The organism is Bremerella cremea, assembly GCF_003335505.1.
In the GTDB taxonomy this organism is placed as follows: domain Bacteria; phylum Planctomycetota; class Planctomycetia; order Pirellulales; family Pirellulaceae; genus Bremerella; species Bremerella cremea_A.
In genome coordinates this window covers 814,072-830,764 of sequence record NZ_QPEX01000010.1, presented here as the reverse complement: position 1 = coordinate 830,764, position 16,693 = coordinate 814,072, and the positions used below count along the sequence as shown (strand labels likewise).

12 protein-coding genes are annotated in these 16,693 nt (G+C 55.0%); 11 read left to right on the top strand and 1 reads right to left on the bottom strand.

Going from position 1 to position 16,693, the window contains the following annotated elements; all coding sequences use genetic code 11:
• The first annotated feature begins 47 nt into the window (after positions 1 to 47).
• From DTL42_RS04410 to DTL42_RS04370, 9 genes are all read left to right on the top strand, one after another.
• Positions 48 to 1,001, top strand: a complete 954-nt coding sequence (locus DTL42_RS04410; protein WP_114367461.1) for an MJ0042-type zinc finger domain-containing protein — start codon at positions 48 to 50, stop codon at positions 999 to 1,001.
• 22 nt (positions 1,002 to 1,023) lie between these two features.
• A complete protein-coding gene (locus tag DTL42_RS04405; protein WP_338065619.1) occupies positions 1,024 to 2,019 on the top strand; it encodes an NAD-dependent epimerase/dehydratase family protein in 996 nt (331 codons plus the stop codon).
• 64 nt (positions 2,020 to 2,083) lie between these two features.
• The gene (locus tag DTL42_RS04400) at positions 2,084 to 3,337 is read left to right on the top strand and encodes a beta-ketoacyl-[acyl-carrier-protein] synthase family protein (protein WP_114367459.1); all 1,254 of its coding nucleotides are present in this window, start codon (positions 2,084 to 2,086) and stop codon (positions 3,335 to 3,337) included.
• 26 nt (positions 3,338 to 3,363) lie between these two features.
• Positions 3,364 to 3,615, top strand: coding sequence for an acyl carrier protein (locus tag DTL42_RS04395; protein WP_105332189.1), 252 nt, complete (start codon positions 3,364 to 3,366; stop codon positions 3,613 to 3,615).
• Positions 3,616 to 3,897: 282 nt separating this feature from the next.
• Complete coding sequence (locus DTL42_RS04390; RefSeq protein ID WP_114367458.1) at positions 3,898 to 5,289, top strand: phytoene desaturase family protein; 1,392 nt, start codon at positions 3,898 to 3,900, stop codon at positions 5,287 to 5,289.
• A gap of 334 nt (positions 5,290 to 5,623) precedes the next feature.
• Positions 5,624 to 7,075: a phytoene desaturase family protein gene (locus DTL42_RS04385; protein WP_114367457.1), complete on the top strand. Its 1,452-nt coding sequence runs from the start codon at positions 5,624 to 5,626 to the stop codon at positions 7,073 to 7,075.
• Between the two features lie 31 nt (positions 7,076 to 7,106).
• Entirely contained in the window at positions 7,107 to 7,538 is a 432-nt protein-coding gene (locus DTL42_RS04380; RefSeq protein WP_114367456.1) for a 3-hydroxyacyl-ACP dehydratase FabZ family protein, read from the top strand.
• Between the two features lie 186 nt (positions 7,539 to 7,724).
• Positions 7,725 to 8,537: an enoyl-ACP reductase FabI gene (locus tag DTL42_RS04375; protein ID WP_114367455.1), complete on the top strand. Its 813-nt coding sequence runs from the start codon at positions 7,725 to 7,727 to the stop codon at positions 8,535 to 8,537.
• A gap of 679 nt (positions 8,538 to 9,216) precedes the next feature.
• Complete coding sequence (locus DTL42_RS04370) at positions 9,217 to 12,093, top strand: Ig-like domain-containing protein (RefSeq protein ID WP_158545229.1); 2,877 nt, start codon at positions 9,217 to 9,219, stop codon at positions 12,091 to 12,093.
• A gap of 108 nt (positions 12,094 to 12,201) precedes the next feature.
• Here the strand turns inward: DTL42_RS04370 and DTL42_RS04365 are convergent, their stop codons facing one another.
• Positions 12,202 to 13,107, bottom strand: a complete 906-nt coding sequence (locus DTL42_RS04365) for an amidohydrolase family protein (RefSeq protein ID WP_114367453.1) — start codon at positions 13,105 to 13,107, stop codon at positions 12,202 to 12,204.
• 204 nt (positions 13,108 to 13,311) lie between these two features.
• Between DTL42_RS04365 and DTL42_RS04360 the strand changes: the two genes are divergently transcribed.
• Together DTL42_RS04360 and DTL42_RS04355 are read left to right on the top strand one after the other, a co-directional pair.
• Complete coding sequence (locus DTL42_RS04360) at positions 13,312 to 15,180, top strand: sulfatase-like hydrolase/transferase (RefSeq protein ID WP_114367452.1); 1,869 nt, start codon at positions 13,312 to 13,314, stop codon at positions 15,178 to 15,180.
• Positions 15,181 to 15,274: 94 nt separating this feature from the next.
• Positions 15,275 to 16,657: an AI-2E family transporter gene (locus DTL42_RS04355; protein WP_114367451.1), complete on the top strand. Its 1,383-nt coding sequence runs from the start codon at positions 15,275 to 15,277 to the stop codon at positions 16,655 to 16,657.
• The last annotated feature ends 36 nt before the right edge of the window (positions 16,658 to 16,693 follow it).

Below are 16,693 nucleotides of genomic sequence, written 5' to 3'. Positions count from 1 at the left end.
AATAGGATGGGTTCCTCTTTTCTGACCGCAAAAGGCTTGTCTCTCTCATGCATTTGAAGTGTCCTCACTGTTCGACCGTGTTGAACGTTACCTCGCCTGCGGGAACTCAGGTTCAGTGTCCTACGTGCCAAGGTGTGTTTGTTGTCCCTCAGGCGGCGCCAGCGGTAGGGCCGGTGATCACACCCAAGCAAAGCGGAAGCCGGGCCAACGCCAAGGGGAAGGCCAAAGCAGCAGAGAGCGACAACACCGACCCAGATGCGGAGAACGCCGAGGCGGAAAAGGGAGAGATTCCTTGGAAAACCATCATCAAAACCGGCTATATCGTGTTCTTTAGTCTGCTGTCGGCGGCGGGTTTGTTTGTGGTGTATTTGTATGTCACTGCCGACCGTGGCGATAGCGAAGAAGTGGTGGTGGACGAAGCCGACTTCAATCGTGGAAATCAAATCCAAGAACGGATTACCCAAGCAGAAACAGGCGAGCAGTACATTAAATGGATTCCCGCCAAAAATTCTGCCACCATGGAAGGCTTTAGAGTGAAGGTTAACCATGTCGACTGGGGGGAAGTACGAGGGCGTGACGAACGGGGCGAAATCGTGACTTCAGGACGCCCCTACATCAATGTCTACTTGGAATTGTCGAATCGATCCGATAAGACTTTCCAATTCAAAAGCTGGTACGGAAACGTCTTCACCTCTCCTAGCGGAGCCTTGCGAACGGCACAGATTTCGGACGAGGAGAAGCGGACTTACGATCCCATCATGTTCGACGACCTGTCCGACCTGAAATGGTGGACGCCTAAGAAAACGTTCGAGCCGCTGGAAGAAGGGACGGACGTGATTGTGTTTGACGTGCCAGAAGACTTCGATCCCAACGCAATCGAAAACCTATACCTCGACCTGCCTGGCGAAGCGGTCACGCGTGACGGAGCCAGTCAGCCGATGAGTGGTTCCTACCGCTTTAAGATTCCCAAGTCGATGATTCAAGGCATTTCAAACGGATAGCTACGCGGAGCACACTTTGAGCATGTTGGTCACCGGCGGAGGAGGCTTCCTCGGTCGTTACATTGTCGAACAGTTACTCCTGTTGGGGGAAGAGGTTCGCATTCTCAGTCGCCAACGCTACCCCGAGCTCGAGCAGTTGGGAGTCGAGTGCGTCCAGGGAGACTTACGCGACAACGATGCCGTCGAGCGGGCGGTAAACGGCTGCGAAGTCGTCTTTCATGTTGCCGCAATCGCCGGAATTTGGGGGCGTTGGCCCGATTATTATGGGATCAACGTCCAGGGGACCAAGAATATTTTGGCTGCTTGCCAGAAATTGGGCGTCGCGCGGCTGGTCTATTGCAGCAGCCCTAGCGTGACTTTTGATGGTACCGATCAGAAGGGGGTGAACGAGTCGGCCCCTTACCCGGAGAAGTGGTTGGCCCATTATCCGCATTCAAAAGCCCTGGCCGAGCAAATGGTGCTCTCCGCAGATCAGCCTGGCTCGCTGCGGACGTGTGCTTTAAGACCTCACCTGATTTGGGGGCCACGCGATCAACATTTAATCCCTCGTTTAATCGATCGGGCGAAAACAGGCAAACTGCGGGTCGTGGGTGACGGAAAAAACTTGGTCGACATGGTTTTTGTCGAGAATGCCGCTGCCGCCCATATTCAGGCTGCTGGAGCATTGTTGTGCTCGCCAGAGCAAGTTGGCGGCAAAGCCTATTTCATCACTCAGGGGGCTCCGGTTCGCTTGTGGGACTGGATTAACGAAATCTTAGCCCTGGAAGAGATCGCTCCGGTTCGCAAACGAGTTTCGGCAAACGTTGCCTATTATGCCGGTGCAATGATGGAAACGGCTTATAAAATGGTCGGCCGTATGAATGAAGAACCACGGATGACACGCTTTCTGGCGCGGCAGTTAGCGACCCATCATTATTTCGATATCTCCGCTGCACGTCACGACTTGGGATATGTCCCCCATGTCTCGACAGAAGAGGGAATGCGCCGCCTGGGCGAGGAATTGGCTTCTCGCGGGTGACTTGTCAAGGTTCCTGGGAATCGGTAGCTTGAACGGTTTCCGTTAAATTGCCGAGGATGGGCAAATGATTGCCACTGCTGAACAACTACCCGATTCGCAACGCATTGTCATCACGGGCGTCGGTCTGACCGCACCGAACGGCAATTCGTTCGTGGAGTATCGGGAAGCACTGTTAAGCGGCAAGAGCGGTGTCTCGAACTACGAGATTCGCTACATTGGTGAAACGTTAGCTGGGATCTGCAATTACGAAGCAACCCGCTACCAAAAGAAGCGGGACATTCGTCGCGGAACCCGTGCCGGTAGTATCGGAATTTATTGTTCCGGTGAAGCAATCGCCGATAGCGGGATCGATTGGGAAAACACCGACAAAAGCATGGTCGGCGTTTACATCGGCGTGACCGAGCATGGCAATGTGGAGACCGAAAACGAGGTCTACAACATCAAGGGATACGACTACGACACCTCGTTCTGGTCGCATCATCACAACCCCCGCACAGTCGCCAACAATCCGGCTGGCGAAATTTGTTTGACCATGGGCATCGTGGGCCCGCATTACACCATTGGGGCGGCCTGTGCCGCTGGCAATGCAGGCCTGATTCAAGGTGCTCAGATGTTGCGGCTAGGCGAATGCGACCTGGCCTTAGCAGGGGGCGTATCGGAAAGCATTCAAACGTTTGGCATCTTCGCCGGTTTTAAAAGCCAAGGGGCGTTGGCCTCGCACGAAGACCCAACCAAAGCATCCCGCCCCTTTGATACCCAGCGGAACGGAATTGTTGTTTCCGAAGGGGGCTGCATTTATACACTTGAGCGGTTATCGGATGCCAAAAAACGCGGTGCAAAGATTTATGGCGAACTTGCCGGCTACGCGATGAACACCGACGCGACCGACTTTGTGCTGCCCAACCCCGAACGCCAAGTGCAGTGCATGAACTTGGCCCTGAAGCGCGCCGGGATGAACGCCACCGACATCGATATCGTCAGCACGCACGCCACCGGCACGACGCTCGGCGATCAGCAAGAATGCACTGCGATTCGCGAAGTGTTCGGTAAAAGCGAAACAACGTTCATCAACAATACAAAGAGTTTTATCGGTCACGCGATGGGGGCCGCCGGAGCACTTGAGCTTTCCGGCAACTTACCAGCGTTTAACGACGGCGTTTGTCACGCCACGATCAACGTCGACCAGCTGGACCCAGAGTGCGCGATCGATGGCTTGGTTTTGAACCAGCCACGAGAACTTGGAAACGTGAAGGCAATCTTGAACAACTCGTTCGGGATGCTTGGTATTAACTCAGTAGTAATCATCAAAAAGCTTTAGACAACGGTCGAAGGAGCCACAACGGGATGACGCCAGGAGAAATCCGTGAAGAGATTTTGGATATTTTGCGGGACATCGCTCCGGATGACGACATCACGGATATCGACGACGATAAGCCCTTCCGTGACCAGTTGGAACTCGACAGCATGGACTTCCTCGATATCGTGATGGAACTGCGCAAGCGGCATCGCGTGCAGATTCCGGAAGAGGATTATCCGGAGTTGGCTTCGATGACCAGCACGGTCACCTATCTCGAGCCAAAGATGAAAGACCTGTAATTGACGGTCGCAGGCGGAACAGGCGTAGGGTGCGTCTCGACGCACCATGCCCTGTGAAGCAACGCCGCGATCTCTTTCCGCGTGGCAACGCAAACGCACGGGGTGTTGCCTGTCGAGCCGTTTGTCTGGGCAATTACGTTTTCACGTAGATGTCTTCGATATGCCTCTGGGCAGGTTCTGGTGCGTCAAGACGCACCCTACGATATATTCACGCTTCTAGTCCCTTTCCCCTCAGGGGCGAGGGAACCAGAAGTTGGACGTTAGAAGGGCTATCTCTTCACCATGTACGACACGATCATCATTGGCGCAGGCATGTCCGGGCTGGCGGCCGGAATTCGCTTGGCCTATTTCGGTCAAAGTGTCTGCATTCTGGAGCGACACAACACGATCGGCGGTCTGAATTCGTTCTATCGGATGGCGGGTCGCGACTTCGACGTCGGCTTGCATGCGGTGACCAACTTCACCCAAAAAGGGGAAAAGAAAGGTCCGCTTGGCCGGCTACTGCGTCAGTTGCGTTTCAAGTGGGACGAGTTCGCCCTCTGCCCGCAGTTGGGATCGAAGGTGATGTTCCCTGGAGTGGAACTGAAGTTCGATAACGACATTCAGTTACTCCGCAGCCAGATCGCGCAGCGTTTCCCCAAACAGATCGACAACTTCGATCGCCTGCGCGGGCAGATTATCGATTACGACGACATCACCGCCGAAAACTACGCTGGTTCCGCCCGGCAACGTCTGGCCGAGATTATCACCGATCCACTGCTGATCGAGATGCTGCTATGCCCACTGATGTGGTACGGCAATGCCCGCGAGCAGGACATGGATTGGGGCCAATTTTGCATTATGTTTCGCAGCATATACATGGAAGGCTTCGCTCGCCCGCTGAAGGGAGTGCGGCTGCTGCTGAAAAACCTGGTGAAGAAATATCGCGAACTGGGTGGCGAACTCAAACTACGAACCGGCGTTGCTTCGATCAAAGTTGAAGAAGGGAACGCGGTTGGCGTGACGCTGGATGATGGTCGTCAGATCTCCGCCCGCAAAGTGATTTCGTCCGCCGGTTGGTGGGAAACGATGCGGATGTGCGAAGAGGGCCTCAAGCCACCCCCGAGCGAGCCTGGCCGTTTGAGCTTTGTCGAAACGATCTCGGTCATCAAGAAACAACCGGTCGAAGTAGGTTACGACTCGACGATTGTCTTCTTCAACGATTCCCCTACCTTCCATTGGGTGAAGCCGGAAGACGATCTGTGCGATGTGCGAACCGGCGTGATTTGTTCGCCGAACAATTTCGACTATCAGGACGGGGCGAACCTGGACGAAGGCTATTTACGCGTGACCGCGTTGGCCAACTACGATCGCTGGACCGAGCTGCCTGAAGAGCGTTACCGTTTCGAGAAAAATCGGTGGTACGACTTAATCAGCGACAGCGTGGTGCGGTTCATCCCTGAGTTCCGTCGTCATGTGGTGGCGGTCGATATGTTTACGCCCAAGACGATCCACCGTTACACGTGGCATAAGAACGGGGCCGTATATGGTGCCCCCGAAAAGCATCTCGACGGCACCACGCACCTCGATAATTTGTATATTTGTGGAACCGACCAAGGTTACGTCGGCATCATCGGCTCGATCATGAGTGGGGTTTCGGTTGCCAACCGCTACTGCCTGAAAGACGCCGCGTGACGCCATGCTCCGCGCTCCTCGCCTGGGTTTTTAAACCCAACGCCGTCCCCTCGCCCCTGAGGGGAGAGGGCCAGGGTGAGGGGCGAACGAAAACTAGCAAACAACCAACAAAGTAGGGTGCGTCTCGACGCACCAAGCCCTGCTAACCAGCAGCCATAAAACAACGCGTGGCAACGCATCGTCTCGGTTCCAGACCAACGTACGCAGGGCCTTGCGACGCCTACATCCCGATTCAAGCACAACCTAACTAGCACACGTTAAATGCTTCGCCCCTCATCTTAGCCCTCTCTTTCGAGAGACAGTAGCGTGGGGCAAGAATGCCAATAGGTAGATCATGGCAAAAGACTTTCTCAAAGACACACAAGACGAATACGACGTGGTCGTGATTGGTAGTGGCCTGGCCGGTTTGACGGCGGCCAATACGCTGGCTCGCCAGGGACGCAGTGTGTTGTTGTGTGAACAGCATTACAAATTGGGCGGAATGGCCACGTGGTTCAAACGACCTGGCGGGCACATCTTCGATATCTCGCTGCATGGTTTTCCGATCGGCATGATCAAAAGCTGCCGCCGCTATTGGACGCGCGAGATCGCTGACTCGATCGTGCAGCTGAAGAACATTCGCTTCGACAACCCAATGTTCTCGCTCTCGACGACATTCAATCGCGACGACTTCACCAAGCTGCTGATCACCGAGTTCAAACTGCCCGAAGAAACCGTCAAGGCGTTCTTCGATACGGCGCGTGGGATGAACTTCTACGACGATCAGGGAATGACCACGAAAGAACTATTCGCCAAGTTCTTCCCCGGCCGTGAAGACGTGATCCGCCTGTTGATGGAACCGATCACGTACGCCAACGGTTCGACCTTGGAAGACCCGGCGATCAGCTACGGGATTGTGTTTTCCAACTTCATGAGCAAAGGTGTGTTTACCTTTGAAGGGGGCACCGACCGCCTGATTCACTTGATGCACGACGACCTGAAGAAGTCTGGCGTCGATGTGCGCATCAACGCTGATGTGCAGAAAATCAATCTCGAAAACGGCAAAGTCAAAAGTATCACCGTCAACGGTAAGACGATTCGTTGTAAGTCGATCGTGTCGAACTCGAACTTGAAACTGACGATCTTCAACCTGATTGGGGAACAGTACTTCGATAAGAAGTTCATCGACGAGGCCAAAGAGGTGCGGCTGAACAATTCCAGCACCCAGGTTTACATCGCGATGAAGCCGGACGATCAAATCCCAGAAGAAACGGGCGACCTGCTCTTCAGCAGCACGGCTCCCACGTTCCGCACCGATTTGTTGCTGAGCCGCGACATCACCAGCCGAACTTATTCGTTCTATTACCCGCGTACGCGTCCCCAGGGGCGGCCCCGTTCGCTGGTCGTTTCCAGTACGAACGCTCGCTTTGAAGACTGGGCGAATCTGTCGGAAGAAGAGTACAAAGCCAGCAAAGACGACCTGGCCGAAAACACACTCGACGCCTTGGAAAAATATGTTCCCAATGTCCGCGAGCGGGTCGACCATGTCGAAGTCTCGACACCTAAGACGTTCCAGCATTACACCAAGCATCAACTCGGTTCCAGCTTTGGTACCAAGTTTGAAGGACTAGCCGTCAGCCGGGCTTTGCCAGAACAAATCCCTGGTCTGTATCACGCCGGCAGCGTCGGTATCATCATGTCAGGCTGGCTCGGTGCCATTAATTATGGCGTGATCGTGGCGAACGATGTCGATTCGTTCCTGATGAAATCGTCTATGCCTTCGCAATTGGCTGACAGTGCCAACTAGTTTCCACGAGCCAATTACTTCAGGAGCCACCATGCCGAACCCTGCCATCGAAGCGGCCATCCCTCATCGCGGACCCATGTTGTTGGTCGACGAAGTTGTCGAGCAAACCGAAGATCGGATTGTCTGCAAAAAAACGTTCACGCCGGACGAGTACTTCTTTCAAGGTCATTACCCGGACTATCCGCTGGTGCCCGGCGTTATTTTGTGTGAAGCGACCATGCAAGCCGGTGCCATTTTGCTCTCGAAGTTTGTGGTGGACGGGGAGGGGGTGCCGGTTGCTACGCGGTTGAACGATGTGAAGTTCAAGAAAATGGTTCGCCCAGGCGATTGCATCCAAATGGAAGTCAAGCTCAACGAGCGGATGGCAGATGCCTTCTTCATGACCGGCAAGGTGACAGTGGCCGGTAAACTGGCCATGCGTTTCGACTTTGCCTGTACCGTCGCGCAAATGGAAACCGATTAAGGTCCGATTCATCGTTCTGATGTCGTCGTCTTTTTGGGCTTAGCATGCTTACGAAGACGTAAGCATGGCACCCTAAAAAATTCGGCGAAACGTAAATGTAGGGTCCGCTGTGCGGACCGAAAACCCTATCGCCATTCCCCACCGGATTCCAACCGCTTCTCGGTCCGCTCGGCGGGCTTAACGCTGATGAACGACTTTTTAAAACTCGCAGGCAAGAACATCGTCGTCACCGGCGTGGCCAATCGTAAAAGCGTGGCCTGGCACATTGCCAAAACGCTGGAAGAGGCCGGGGCAACGGTGATTTACATCGTTCGTAGCGAAGCCCGTAAAGAATCGACCGCCAAGCTGCTGGCTGATCGCCAGGTGCTGATCTGCGATGTCGAAAGCCAGGAAGAGATCGACCGTGTGCGAGACGAACTATCGGCTCAAGGGATCACAATCCACGGCCTGGTACATTCCATTGCGTTTGCTGATTATTCGGAGGGGATGAAGCCGTTTCACGAAACGACCAAGGCCCAGTTCCTGCAGGCGGTCGACATCTCGTGCTTCTCGCTGGTTAAGCTTTCAAACGCATTGAAAGACCTGTTCGACGCCGATGCCTCGGTCGTGACGATCTCGATCTCGACCACCCGCATGGCGAGCGAGAACTACGGCTTCATGGCACCCATCAAGGCGGCCCTCGATTCTTCGCTGGCATTCCTGGCGAAGAGCTTTAGCGCGTTCTCGCGTGTTCGTTTTAATGCCGTCGGACCGAGCTTGCTGAAGACATCCGCTTCGGCAGGCATCCCTGGCTATGTCGACGCGTACCTGTTCGCCGAGCAGGCGATTCCTCGCAAATCGGCCGTCACCACGCAAGAAGCGGCCGATGTGGCGGTGTTTCTCTTAAGCCCACGTTCTAGCGGCATTCAGGCCCAAAACATCCCGGTCGACGCCGGCATGAGCACCAACTACTTCGATCGCGACATCATCCGCGGTGTGCTGGCCGAAGACGGGAAGTAAACAGCAAGTTTCGCAGCCGTGGTAAGTGCAGAGTGGCATTTAAAAATCTCTAATTCGGCCTCGTGTCTTCACTTGCGTGAGTAAGTAGGGTGCGTTCCACGCACCGGAATTTGCGGAAGCATCTAATCCAAAATGACCGTTCTGATCGCCTGCATACGCAGGCTATTGATCATCCGCAACGCCCTTTGAGAATCCCACACCCTGTCCCTCCTTCTTCAAGGGAGAGGTTCCGTGTCTTCTCTTGTGTACGCTTGCTATCGAGAGACAGTTGGTTGCCAAGCGGAAAAAACTTGGCGGAAAAGGCAGGTTTTTTTCACGCAGTCAGAATGCATCGATAGGTAAGGGAGTGTTGATAAGTAATCAATGGAGATCTTTTGATTCTCTTTGTTAGAAGTCTTCAGGATGTCGGTAAAACAAGCGTCTGTGTGCTAAGCGGCTGTCGTCGTTGATTCATCGAGATAAAAGCGTGTGTCGATTGATAGCGGCAGCATTCATCAGTCGGTGGCGATTGAATCGAGATAGCTTCATGCATGACGACGATGCTGTCGGTGCTGAAAGTTCCTGAAAATCGTTAGGCGTGCTGGAATTCTCTCAAGTCGAGCTGACAATGCCTCTCGTAAGCCGACCACGCAAGGGAGCGAGGTCGAATGATTGCCCATCAGATTTACGGAGATTCTCAATGCGGTTCAAACGCCCCCGTTTTCAAGCCTCGTTCGGGGAACTATTGGAAGATCGCAGCATGTTGAGTGGTACTCCGCTAGACTTGGATTTGTCAGCGGTCCCCACGCAAACCGTGTTTGCCGGCCAGACACTCGAGTTCAACCTCGGTGATCTGGGAGCAACGGTTAGCGAAGGGGAGGATGGGCCAAGGACGGTCATGTATCAGCTCGATCCCGACGGAGACGAGCGACCGGAAGGAATGTCGATGACGTTCTCCGGCGATTTCCTGTGGACACCAACTGCCGAGCAAGAAGGGCTGTATAGCGTTAAGATCATTGCCGTCGAAAACGGCAAACCGGTCAATGCCGATGTGGAAGAGTTGATGATCGATGTCCGTGTTGGGCGTCCAGTTGTCGATCTCAATGGAGAAGATCAGGAAGGCATTGACTACAACGCCGTCCTGCAACTCGGGCATGGCCCGGTCAGCGTTGTCGATGCCGATCTAAGCGTTTCGGACGAAAACGACGCCACGCTGCAATCGGCTACCATTACGCTGACTAACCGTCTCGACGGTGCGGACGAATCGCTTTCGGTCAACGTGGAAGGGACCAACATCAGCGTCGAGTACAGCGAAGACTCGATTCTGTTGACTGGCGAGGACACCGCCGAGAACTATGCCCAAGTTCTGCGGTCGCTCATCTACAACAACACTAGCCTCGATGCCGATCCGACTTCTCGCATTGTCGAGATTACGATTAGCGATGGAGAGTACGATAGCCATGTGGCTACGGCAACCATCGCAGTGAATCATGCCCCCGACTTGCAGCCAATCGCAGATCAAACGGTTGGGGCTGGGCAAAGTGTGGAAGTGGTCGTCACGGCGACCGACAAGAACGAAGCGGACGAACTGTTCCTGCTGCTGGATGTCGAGTCGCCTGACTTTGTCACGTTGACCCAGGAACCAGGTGCCCGCGAAGCAACGTTGGCGATCGCCCCAGGTGCCGAGGTCATGCCTGGCGAATACGTCATTCGCGTGCTGAGCATCGACCAACATGGCATGGCGGATGCCGAGACCTTTCTGTTAACGATTGCCGCCGCAGCCAATACTGCGCCTACGATTACCCCCATCGATGATCAAACGATCGATCAAGACAATGCAACCGACCCTCTGGCGTTCAGCATTGGCGATGCCGAGTCGGCGGTGGAGAATTTGACGGTAAGCGTTGCATCGGATAACCCGGACCTGGTCGATCCGGCTGGTATCATTGTCACCGGCGAAGGGGCCGACAAGACGTTGGTGGTGACGCCGCTGGCCGGAGCGTTCGGCACGGCAACCATCACGCTTTCAGTCAGCGACGGGGAAGAGACGACGACAGAATCGTTCGTGCTGACGGTTGGCGAAGTGGTGGCCAATACTCCGCCGACGATTACCCCCATCGATGATCAAACGATTGATCAAGACAACGCAACCGACCCGCTGGCGTTCAGCATTGGCGATGCCGAGTCAGCGGTGGAGGATTTGACGGTAAGCGTTGCATCGGATAACCCGGACCTGGTCGATCCGGCTGGGATTATCGTCACCGGCGAAGGGGCCGACAAAACGTTGGTGGTGACGCCGCTAGCCGGGGCGTTCGGCACGGCAACCATCACGCTTTCAGTCAGCGACGGGGAAGAGACCACCACCGAATCGTTCTTGCTGACGGTTGGCGAAGTGGTGGCGTCACCGATTGCGGAAGCCGATAGCTTCGCGACCGATGCCAACACGCCGTTGTCGGTCGATCCGGCTGGCGTGTTGACCAACGATGTGGGTGACGGCTTGACGGTGACCGAGGTAAACGGCGAAACGGTCAACGTCGGCAGTCCGGTGGAACTGACTTCGGGGGCCACGGTGACGATCAACGCCGATGGTAGCCTTAGTTTCGATCCAACCGGCAACTACGCATCGTTGGGCGAAGGAGAGACGGCCGTCGAAACCGTTTCGTACACGACGACCGATGCCACGTTAGGCACAGCGACCGCCGATGTCGAGATTACGATTACCGGCGTTAACGATGCCCCTGTGGCAACCGATGATGCCTATGCCACAGAGTCGGACACGGCTCTCTCGTTAACCGTTTCTGGCGTACTGGCAAATGATACCGATATCGACAACGGCGATACGCTAACCGTGACTGCCGTGAATGGTGCTGCGGAAAATGTCGGTCAATCGATCACGCTGGAATCGGGAGCGGTGCTCACGCTTAATGCGGACGGCAGCATGACGTTCGATCCGAGTGGTCAGTTTGGCGATTTGGCCGAACCGGCAACGGTGAGCTTCAGCTATACCGTTGCTGATTCGCATGGCCTGACTTCCGAGGCAAACGTGACGGTGACGGTCTCGGCTCCAAGCGGAATAGCCAATCAGAATGCCGCGCCGATCAATTCGGTGCCTGGCGAGCAGTCGACCGACAATGCCACGCCGCTCGTGTTTGACGAAGCCAACGGCAACGCGATCTCCGTTTCCGATGGGGACGCCGCCGATGCCATGGTGGAAGTGACCGTGAGTGTCGATAACGGCTTGCTGACGTTGGCGAACGGCTTCGAGAGTTTCCGGCATAAGTTGCTGGGTTCGATCGATCAGATCAACTCGCTGCTGAACGGGTTGGTTTATACGCCCAGTGCTGGTTTCGAGGGAACGGCGACGTTGACCCTGGTAACCGACGACCTTGGTAATTCCGGCTTGGGGGGAGCCAAGGCCGATGCCGATAGCGTGCTGATCGCCGTAGCGGCCGCAGCCGCTACCAATGGCGTCGAAGGTGCGGTCGAGGCACCGGCTGCGGAGGGTGAGAGCATCGATTCCATCGTCGGCAGTGAAGACGACTTGGACGACCTTTTCCAGCCGTGTCACTTCGCGTAAGCAATCTTCTTGTTCCACGAAGATGAGCTACTAACCCTTGAGGCGAGGGGGATCGACTGGTGTGGTCCCTCTCGCTTTTTTTGCGGCGTTTGTCCCGTGAAATGATGGCTAGGCGGTTATCTGGTAGATGTTCTGAGCGTTCTCTCGCCACAGCCGCGCTTGCGCCGCAGTGGGCCAGGGAGAAATGATTTCACGCAGCGCCGTAACCCATTCTTTCAGAGAGGCACCTAGTTTGCAGACCGGCCAATCGCTGCCGAACACAATCCGGCGGTCGCCGAAGGCTTCGGCGCAGTGCTGAACAATCGGTTGCAGATCGTCCGGGCTCCACTTCTCTGGTACTCGCGCGACAATGCCAGAGATCTTGCAGAAGACGTTCTCTTGTTCGGCCAGGGTGGCCATGTCTTGTCGCCACTGGTCGGCGTCGTGGTCAGGCTCTCCGCGCCGGGCATCGCTACGAGGAAAGAATGCCTTCGGATCGGCGTTGCCACAATGATCGAGCACAAAGCGTGTCTTGGGACAGGCTTCGGCCAAGCGAACCGCATCTTTTAGTTCCTTAGGTCGCAGGCAAAGGTCAAACGTTTTGCCCAACTCGCCCAAGTAGCGGCAGTTGTCGATGAACTTTCGCGACAAACAATATCCAGCCGGCGTGTTTCCTCCATGCAGTACTTGGCGAAATCCTTTAACCGCTTGGTTGTTGCGAAAGGGAGCGACGAATTTACGGAATCCATCTTGGCCGGGGTTGGCCGACAGAATCGCATACCGGGTGGACGACTTGCTAGAGGCAATCAGCGCCAAGACGTGGTCGGCTTCGCGCTGCTTTTGGTCGGCAGCCGCGTCGACTTCCATGTACATGGCCGTTTGTATATTCAGCCCGGTGGTTGCCGCAGCATACTCTTCAACCCAATGCTGAGCAGCTAAAGGAGGACCAGCATTGTTGAGCCAGGGCAGTTCCAGCTTTTCCAGATCCCAAAGGTGCTGATGGGTATCGATGATCGCAGGGGTAACGGTCGGCATGGTTGAAATGGGGCGAGGGGGAAGCAGAGATGGAGGTTTACGGAGCCCGCATTCTGAAATAGTTGCTCGCCTGCGGCAAGAAAAAATTGGTGAGTTCAGAAAAAATGACAAGCGAACCAAGAAGGGTTATGATAGAAGGCCTTCCCTGCACCTCTTCCGATATTTTCTCTTGATTGCCCCATTTCTGATTCGCGAGATTCCCCCATGCTGCGATACCTGCTGGTTTTGTTTGTCGTTGCCACGAGTTGTGGTTTGGTGGTCGCCCAAGAAAAGACAGAGCCGACGCGGCCAAATATCTTGTGGATTACCAGCGAAGATAACGGCCCAGAACTAGGTTGCTACGGCGATACCTACTCCGATTCCCCCAATATCGATGCGTTGGCGGCTCAGGGAATGCGTTACAAGCGAGCTTGGTCGAATGCCCCCGTTTGTGCGCCGGCGCGAACGACGATTATCTCCGGTATTTATCCGCCAGCGACCGGAGCGGAACACATGCGTAGCAACACCCTGCTGCCCAAGAATATGCACATGTTTCCGTATTACCTGCACGAGGCAGGCTATTACTGCACGAACAATTCCAAGGAAGATTACAACGTAGCGAAAGAGGGCTTCGTGTGGGATCAGTCGAACGGCAAAGCACACTGGCGGGGGCGAAAGGAAGGGCAGCCCTTTTTTGCGGTGTTCAACTTTACGGTCAGCCACGAAAGCCAATTGCGCAAGCGACCTCACACGTTGGTCCATGATCCGGCGAAAGCCCCGCTGCCGGCTTACCATCCTGATACGCCTGAAGTTCGCCACGACTGGGCCCAGTATTACGACAAGATCACCGAGATGGACAAACAGGTCGGCTTGGTGCTGGCTCAGTTGAAGGATGACGGCTTGGACGATGAGACGATCGTGTTTTACTACGGCGATCACGGTAGCGGTATGCCGCGCAGCAAACGCTGGCCGTACGATTCCGGCTTGCATGTGCCGATGATTGTGCATGTGCCAGAGAAGTATAAGAACCTCGCTCCGAAGGATTACCAGGTCGGTGGTGAGTCGGATCGTTTGGTCAGCTTCATCGACCTGGCCCCAACCGTGCTAAGCCTCGCCGGTATCGAGCCGAAACCGTGGATGCAAGGTGACGCCTTCATGGGGTCGTTCGAGACCAAGAACCCACAATATATGTACGGCTTTCGTGGGCGCATGGACGAACGTTACGACTTGGTGCGTTCGTGTACCGATGGCCGCTTTGTTTACATTCGCCAGTTCATGCCCCATAAAATTTATGGTCAGCATATCGACTATATGTTCCAAACGCCTACCACGCAGGTTTGGAAGAAAATGTACGACGAAGGCAAGCTGAACGCGGCTCAAAGACATTTCTGGGAAACGAAACCAGCCGAGGAACTTTACGACCTGACAACCGACCCGGACGAAGTCAACAACCTGGCGACCGACCCTGCCTATGCCGATCAACTGGAAAAAATGCGATTCGCGATTCACCAGTGGCAGCAAGAGATCCGTGATATCGGGTTCATGCCGGAGGCAGAAATTCATGCACAGCGTGGCGATTTGTCTCCCTACGAATTGGGACACGACCCGCAGCGTTATCACCTGGCCCGGGTGCAGGCGACCGCAGAAATGGCCGCGCAGCGCAGTCCTGATTTTCTGCCGAACTTGATCGACGGCCTGAAGGCCGACGACGTGACGGTGCGGTATTGGTCGGCACTGGGCATCTTAATGCAAGGGGAACCGGCGCTTGGCCAGGCACGCTCCGGGCTGCGGGCCGCGCTTGAGGATTCGTCGAAGAGTGTCCGCTGTATCGCGGCCGAAGCTTTGGGGCGTTTTGGAAACGAACAAGACGTGAAGCTGGCGTTAGATCAACTTGGCAAGATGATCGATCCCACGCAGAACGGGGTTTATGTCTCGATGCTGGCGTTGAATTCGATCGATGCGATGGAAGAACGGGCCAAGCCGTTGGCTAGCACGCTTAAGGGAACTCCGGACGGAGCGAAGCAAGCTCCACCTCGTATGGGCAACTACGTGAATCGTTTGCTCGAAGAACTTTCCGCCAAACTGAGCAAGTAATTCCCACCATGCTTCCAACCCATTGCACGACGCCACAGATCGCGGGAATAATGGCGTATCGAAATGCCATGATTTTGGGAGCAGAGGAGCATCGATGAATCAAGAAGGATTGTCGGTTAAGAAGCTGACCGAAGAACAATCGTGGCTTCAAACCGGCGCACTTCTGGTATTGGCCTTTATTGCGTTTTCGTTCGGCATATCGTACGCACGGGCTGTGTTGGTGCCGTTTACGCTGGCCTTGTTTCTGAACTATCTGGTTGCTCCGATTGTCGACTTCCAGATGATCCGGCTGAAGTTAAGTAAGTTTGTCTCGGTGACGCTAACGCTATTGCTGGTAGTGCTAGTGCTGGTGCTGATGACCTTGCTGGCGCTCTCGGTGATTCAAAATGTCACGGAAGTCACCAACAACCGAATCTTCATGGCCAAAGTACAGCAGGCGTTAGAACGCCCTGTGAATTGGGTCTTTGGTGTGCTCGAACAAGTAGGCATCGTAGAAGACGATACCCCAGATCTGCCAGCAACGCCGGAACTGCCCACCACCGAAGATCCTGCCACCGGCAAACCGGTGATCACCAAAGAAGACGCACTCAACGAGAACAGTCTGGTGTTGAATCCGAGTATTCCACCAGAGCAAGATCCTTCTCCCAGCCTGACCGATTCAGCCGACGACGAAACATCTTCCGAGGGGGATGCCGCCGAATTGTTGCCCACCGATGCCGATGCGGAAGCAGGTGAGGAGGCCACCAGCGAAAAGAGCGAAGACAAAACCGGGCTAGTCGTGGGGACGAAGAGTCAGAAGGATCGCTTCCGCCAAGTGATTACGTTGGTGCTACGTCAGTTTGACTTAGCCGTGGCAAGTTGGGCGGGGGTGACCCTGCTGAACATTCTAAGCAGTACCGTGCTGACGTCGATTTTTGTTGGCTTCATGCTCGCTGGTCGCGATCCTTACAAAATCTCGAAGGGGATTTACGCCGAGATCGATCAGAACGTCCGGAAGTATATTTCGACGAAATTCTTCATCTCAGCGGTAACGGGGGTTCTTGTTTGGATTTTGCTGTCGATGATGGGGCTGCAATTTGCTTCGATGTTCGGACTGTTTGCGTTCTTTTTGAACTTCATTCCCTCGATTGGTTCGATCATCGCCACCTTCCTGCCGTTGCCGATCGCGCTGGTGCAGTTCGGTGATTCCCCCATGATGGTTACCGCTGCGATCTTGCTGCCCGGCAGCGTACAAATGATCATGGGTAACGTCATCGAACCGAAGATCATGGGAGACGGTTTGCAACTTCACCCGGCGACAATTCTGCTGGCTTTGGCCTTCTTTGGTATGTTGTGGGGCCCGGTCGGCATGCTTTTGGCCGCACCGATTACCGCCAGTGTGCGTATTGTGCTGATGCGATTCAAAACGACCGAGCCAATTGGCCGACTGATGGCGGGCATCTTGCCGGAAGAAGAAGAGCATATTCATCACTTGTAAGCTTGGTGCCCCACTTCGGTTGTTCGCGCTTGCGCC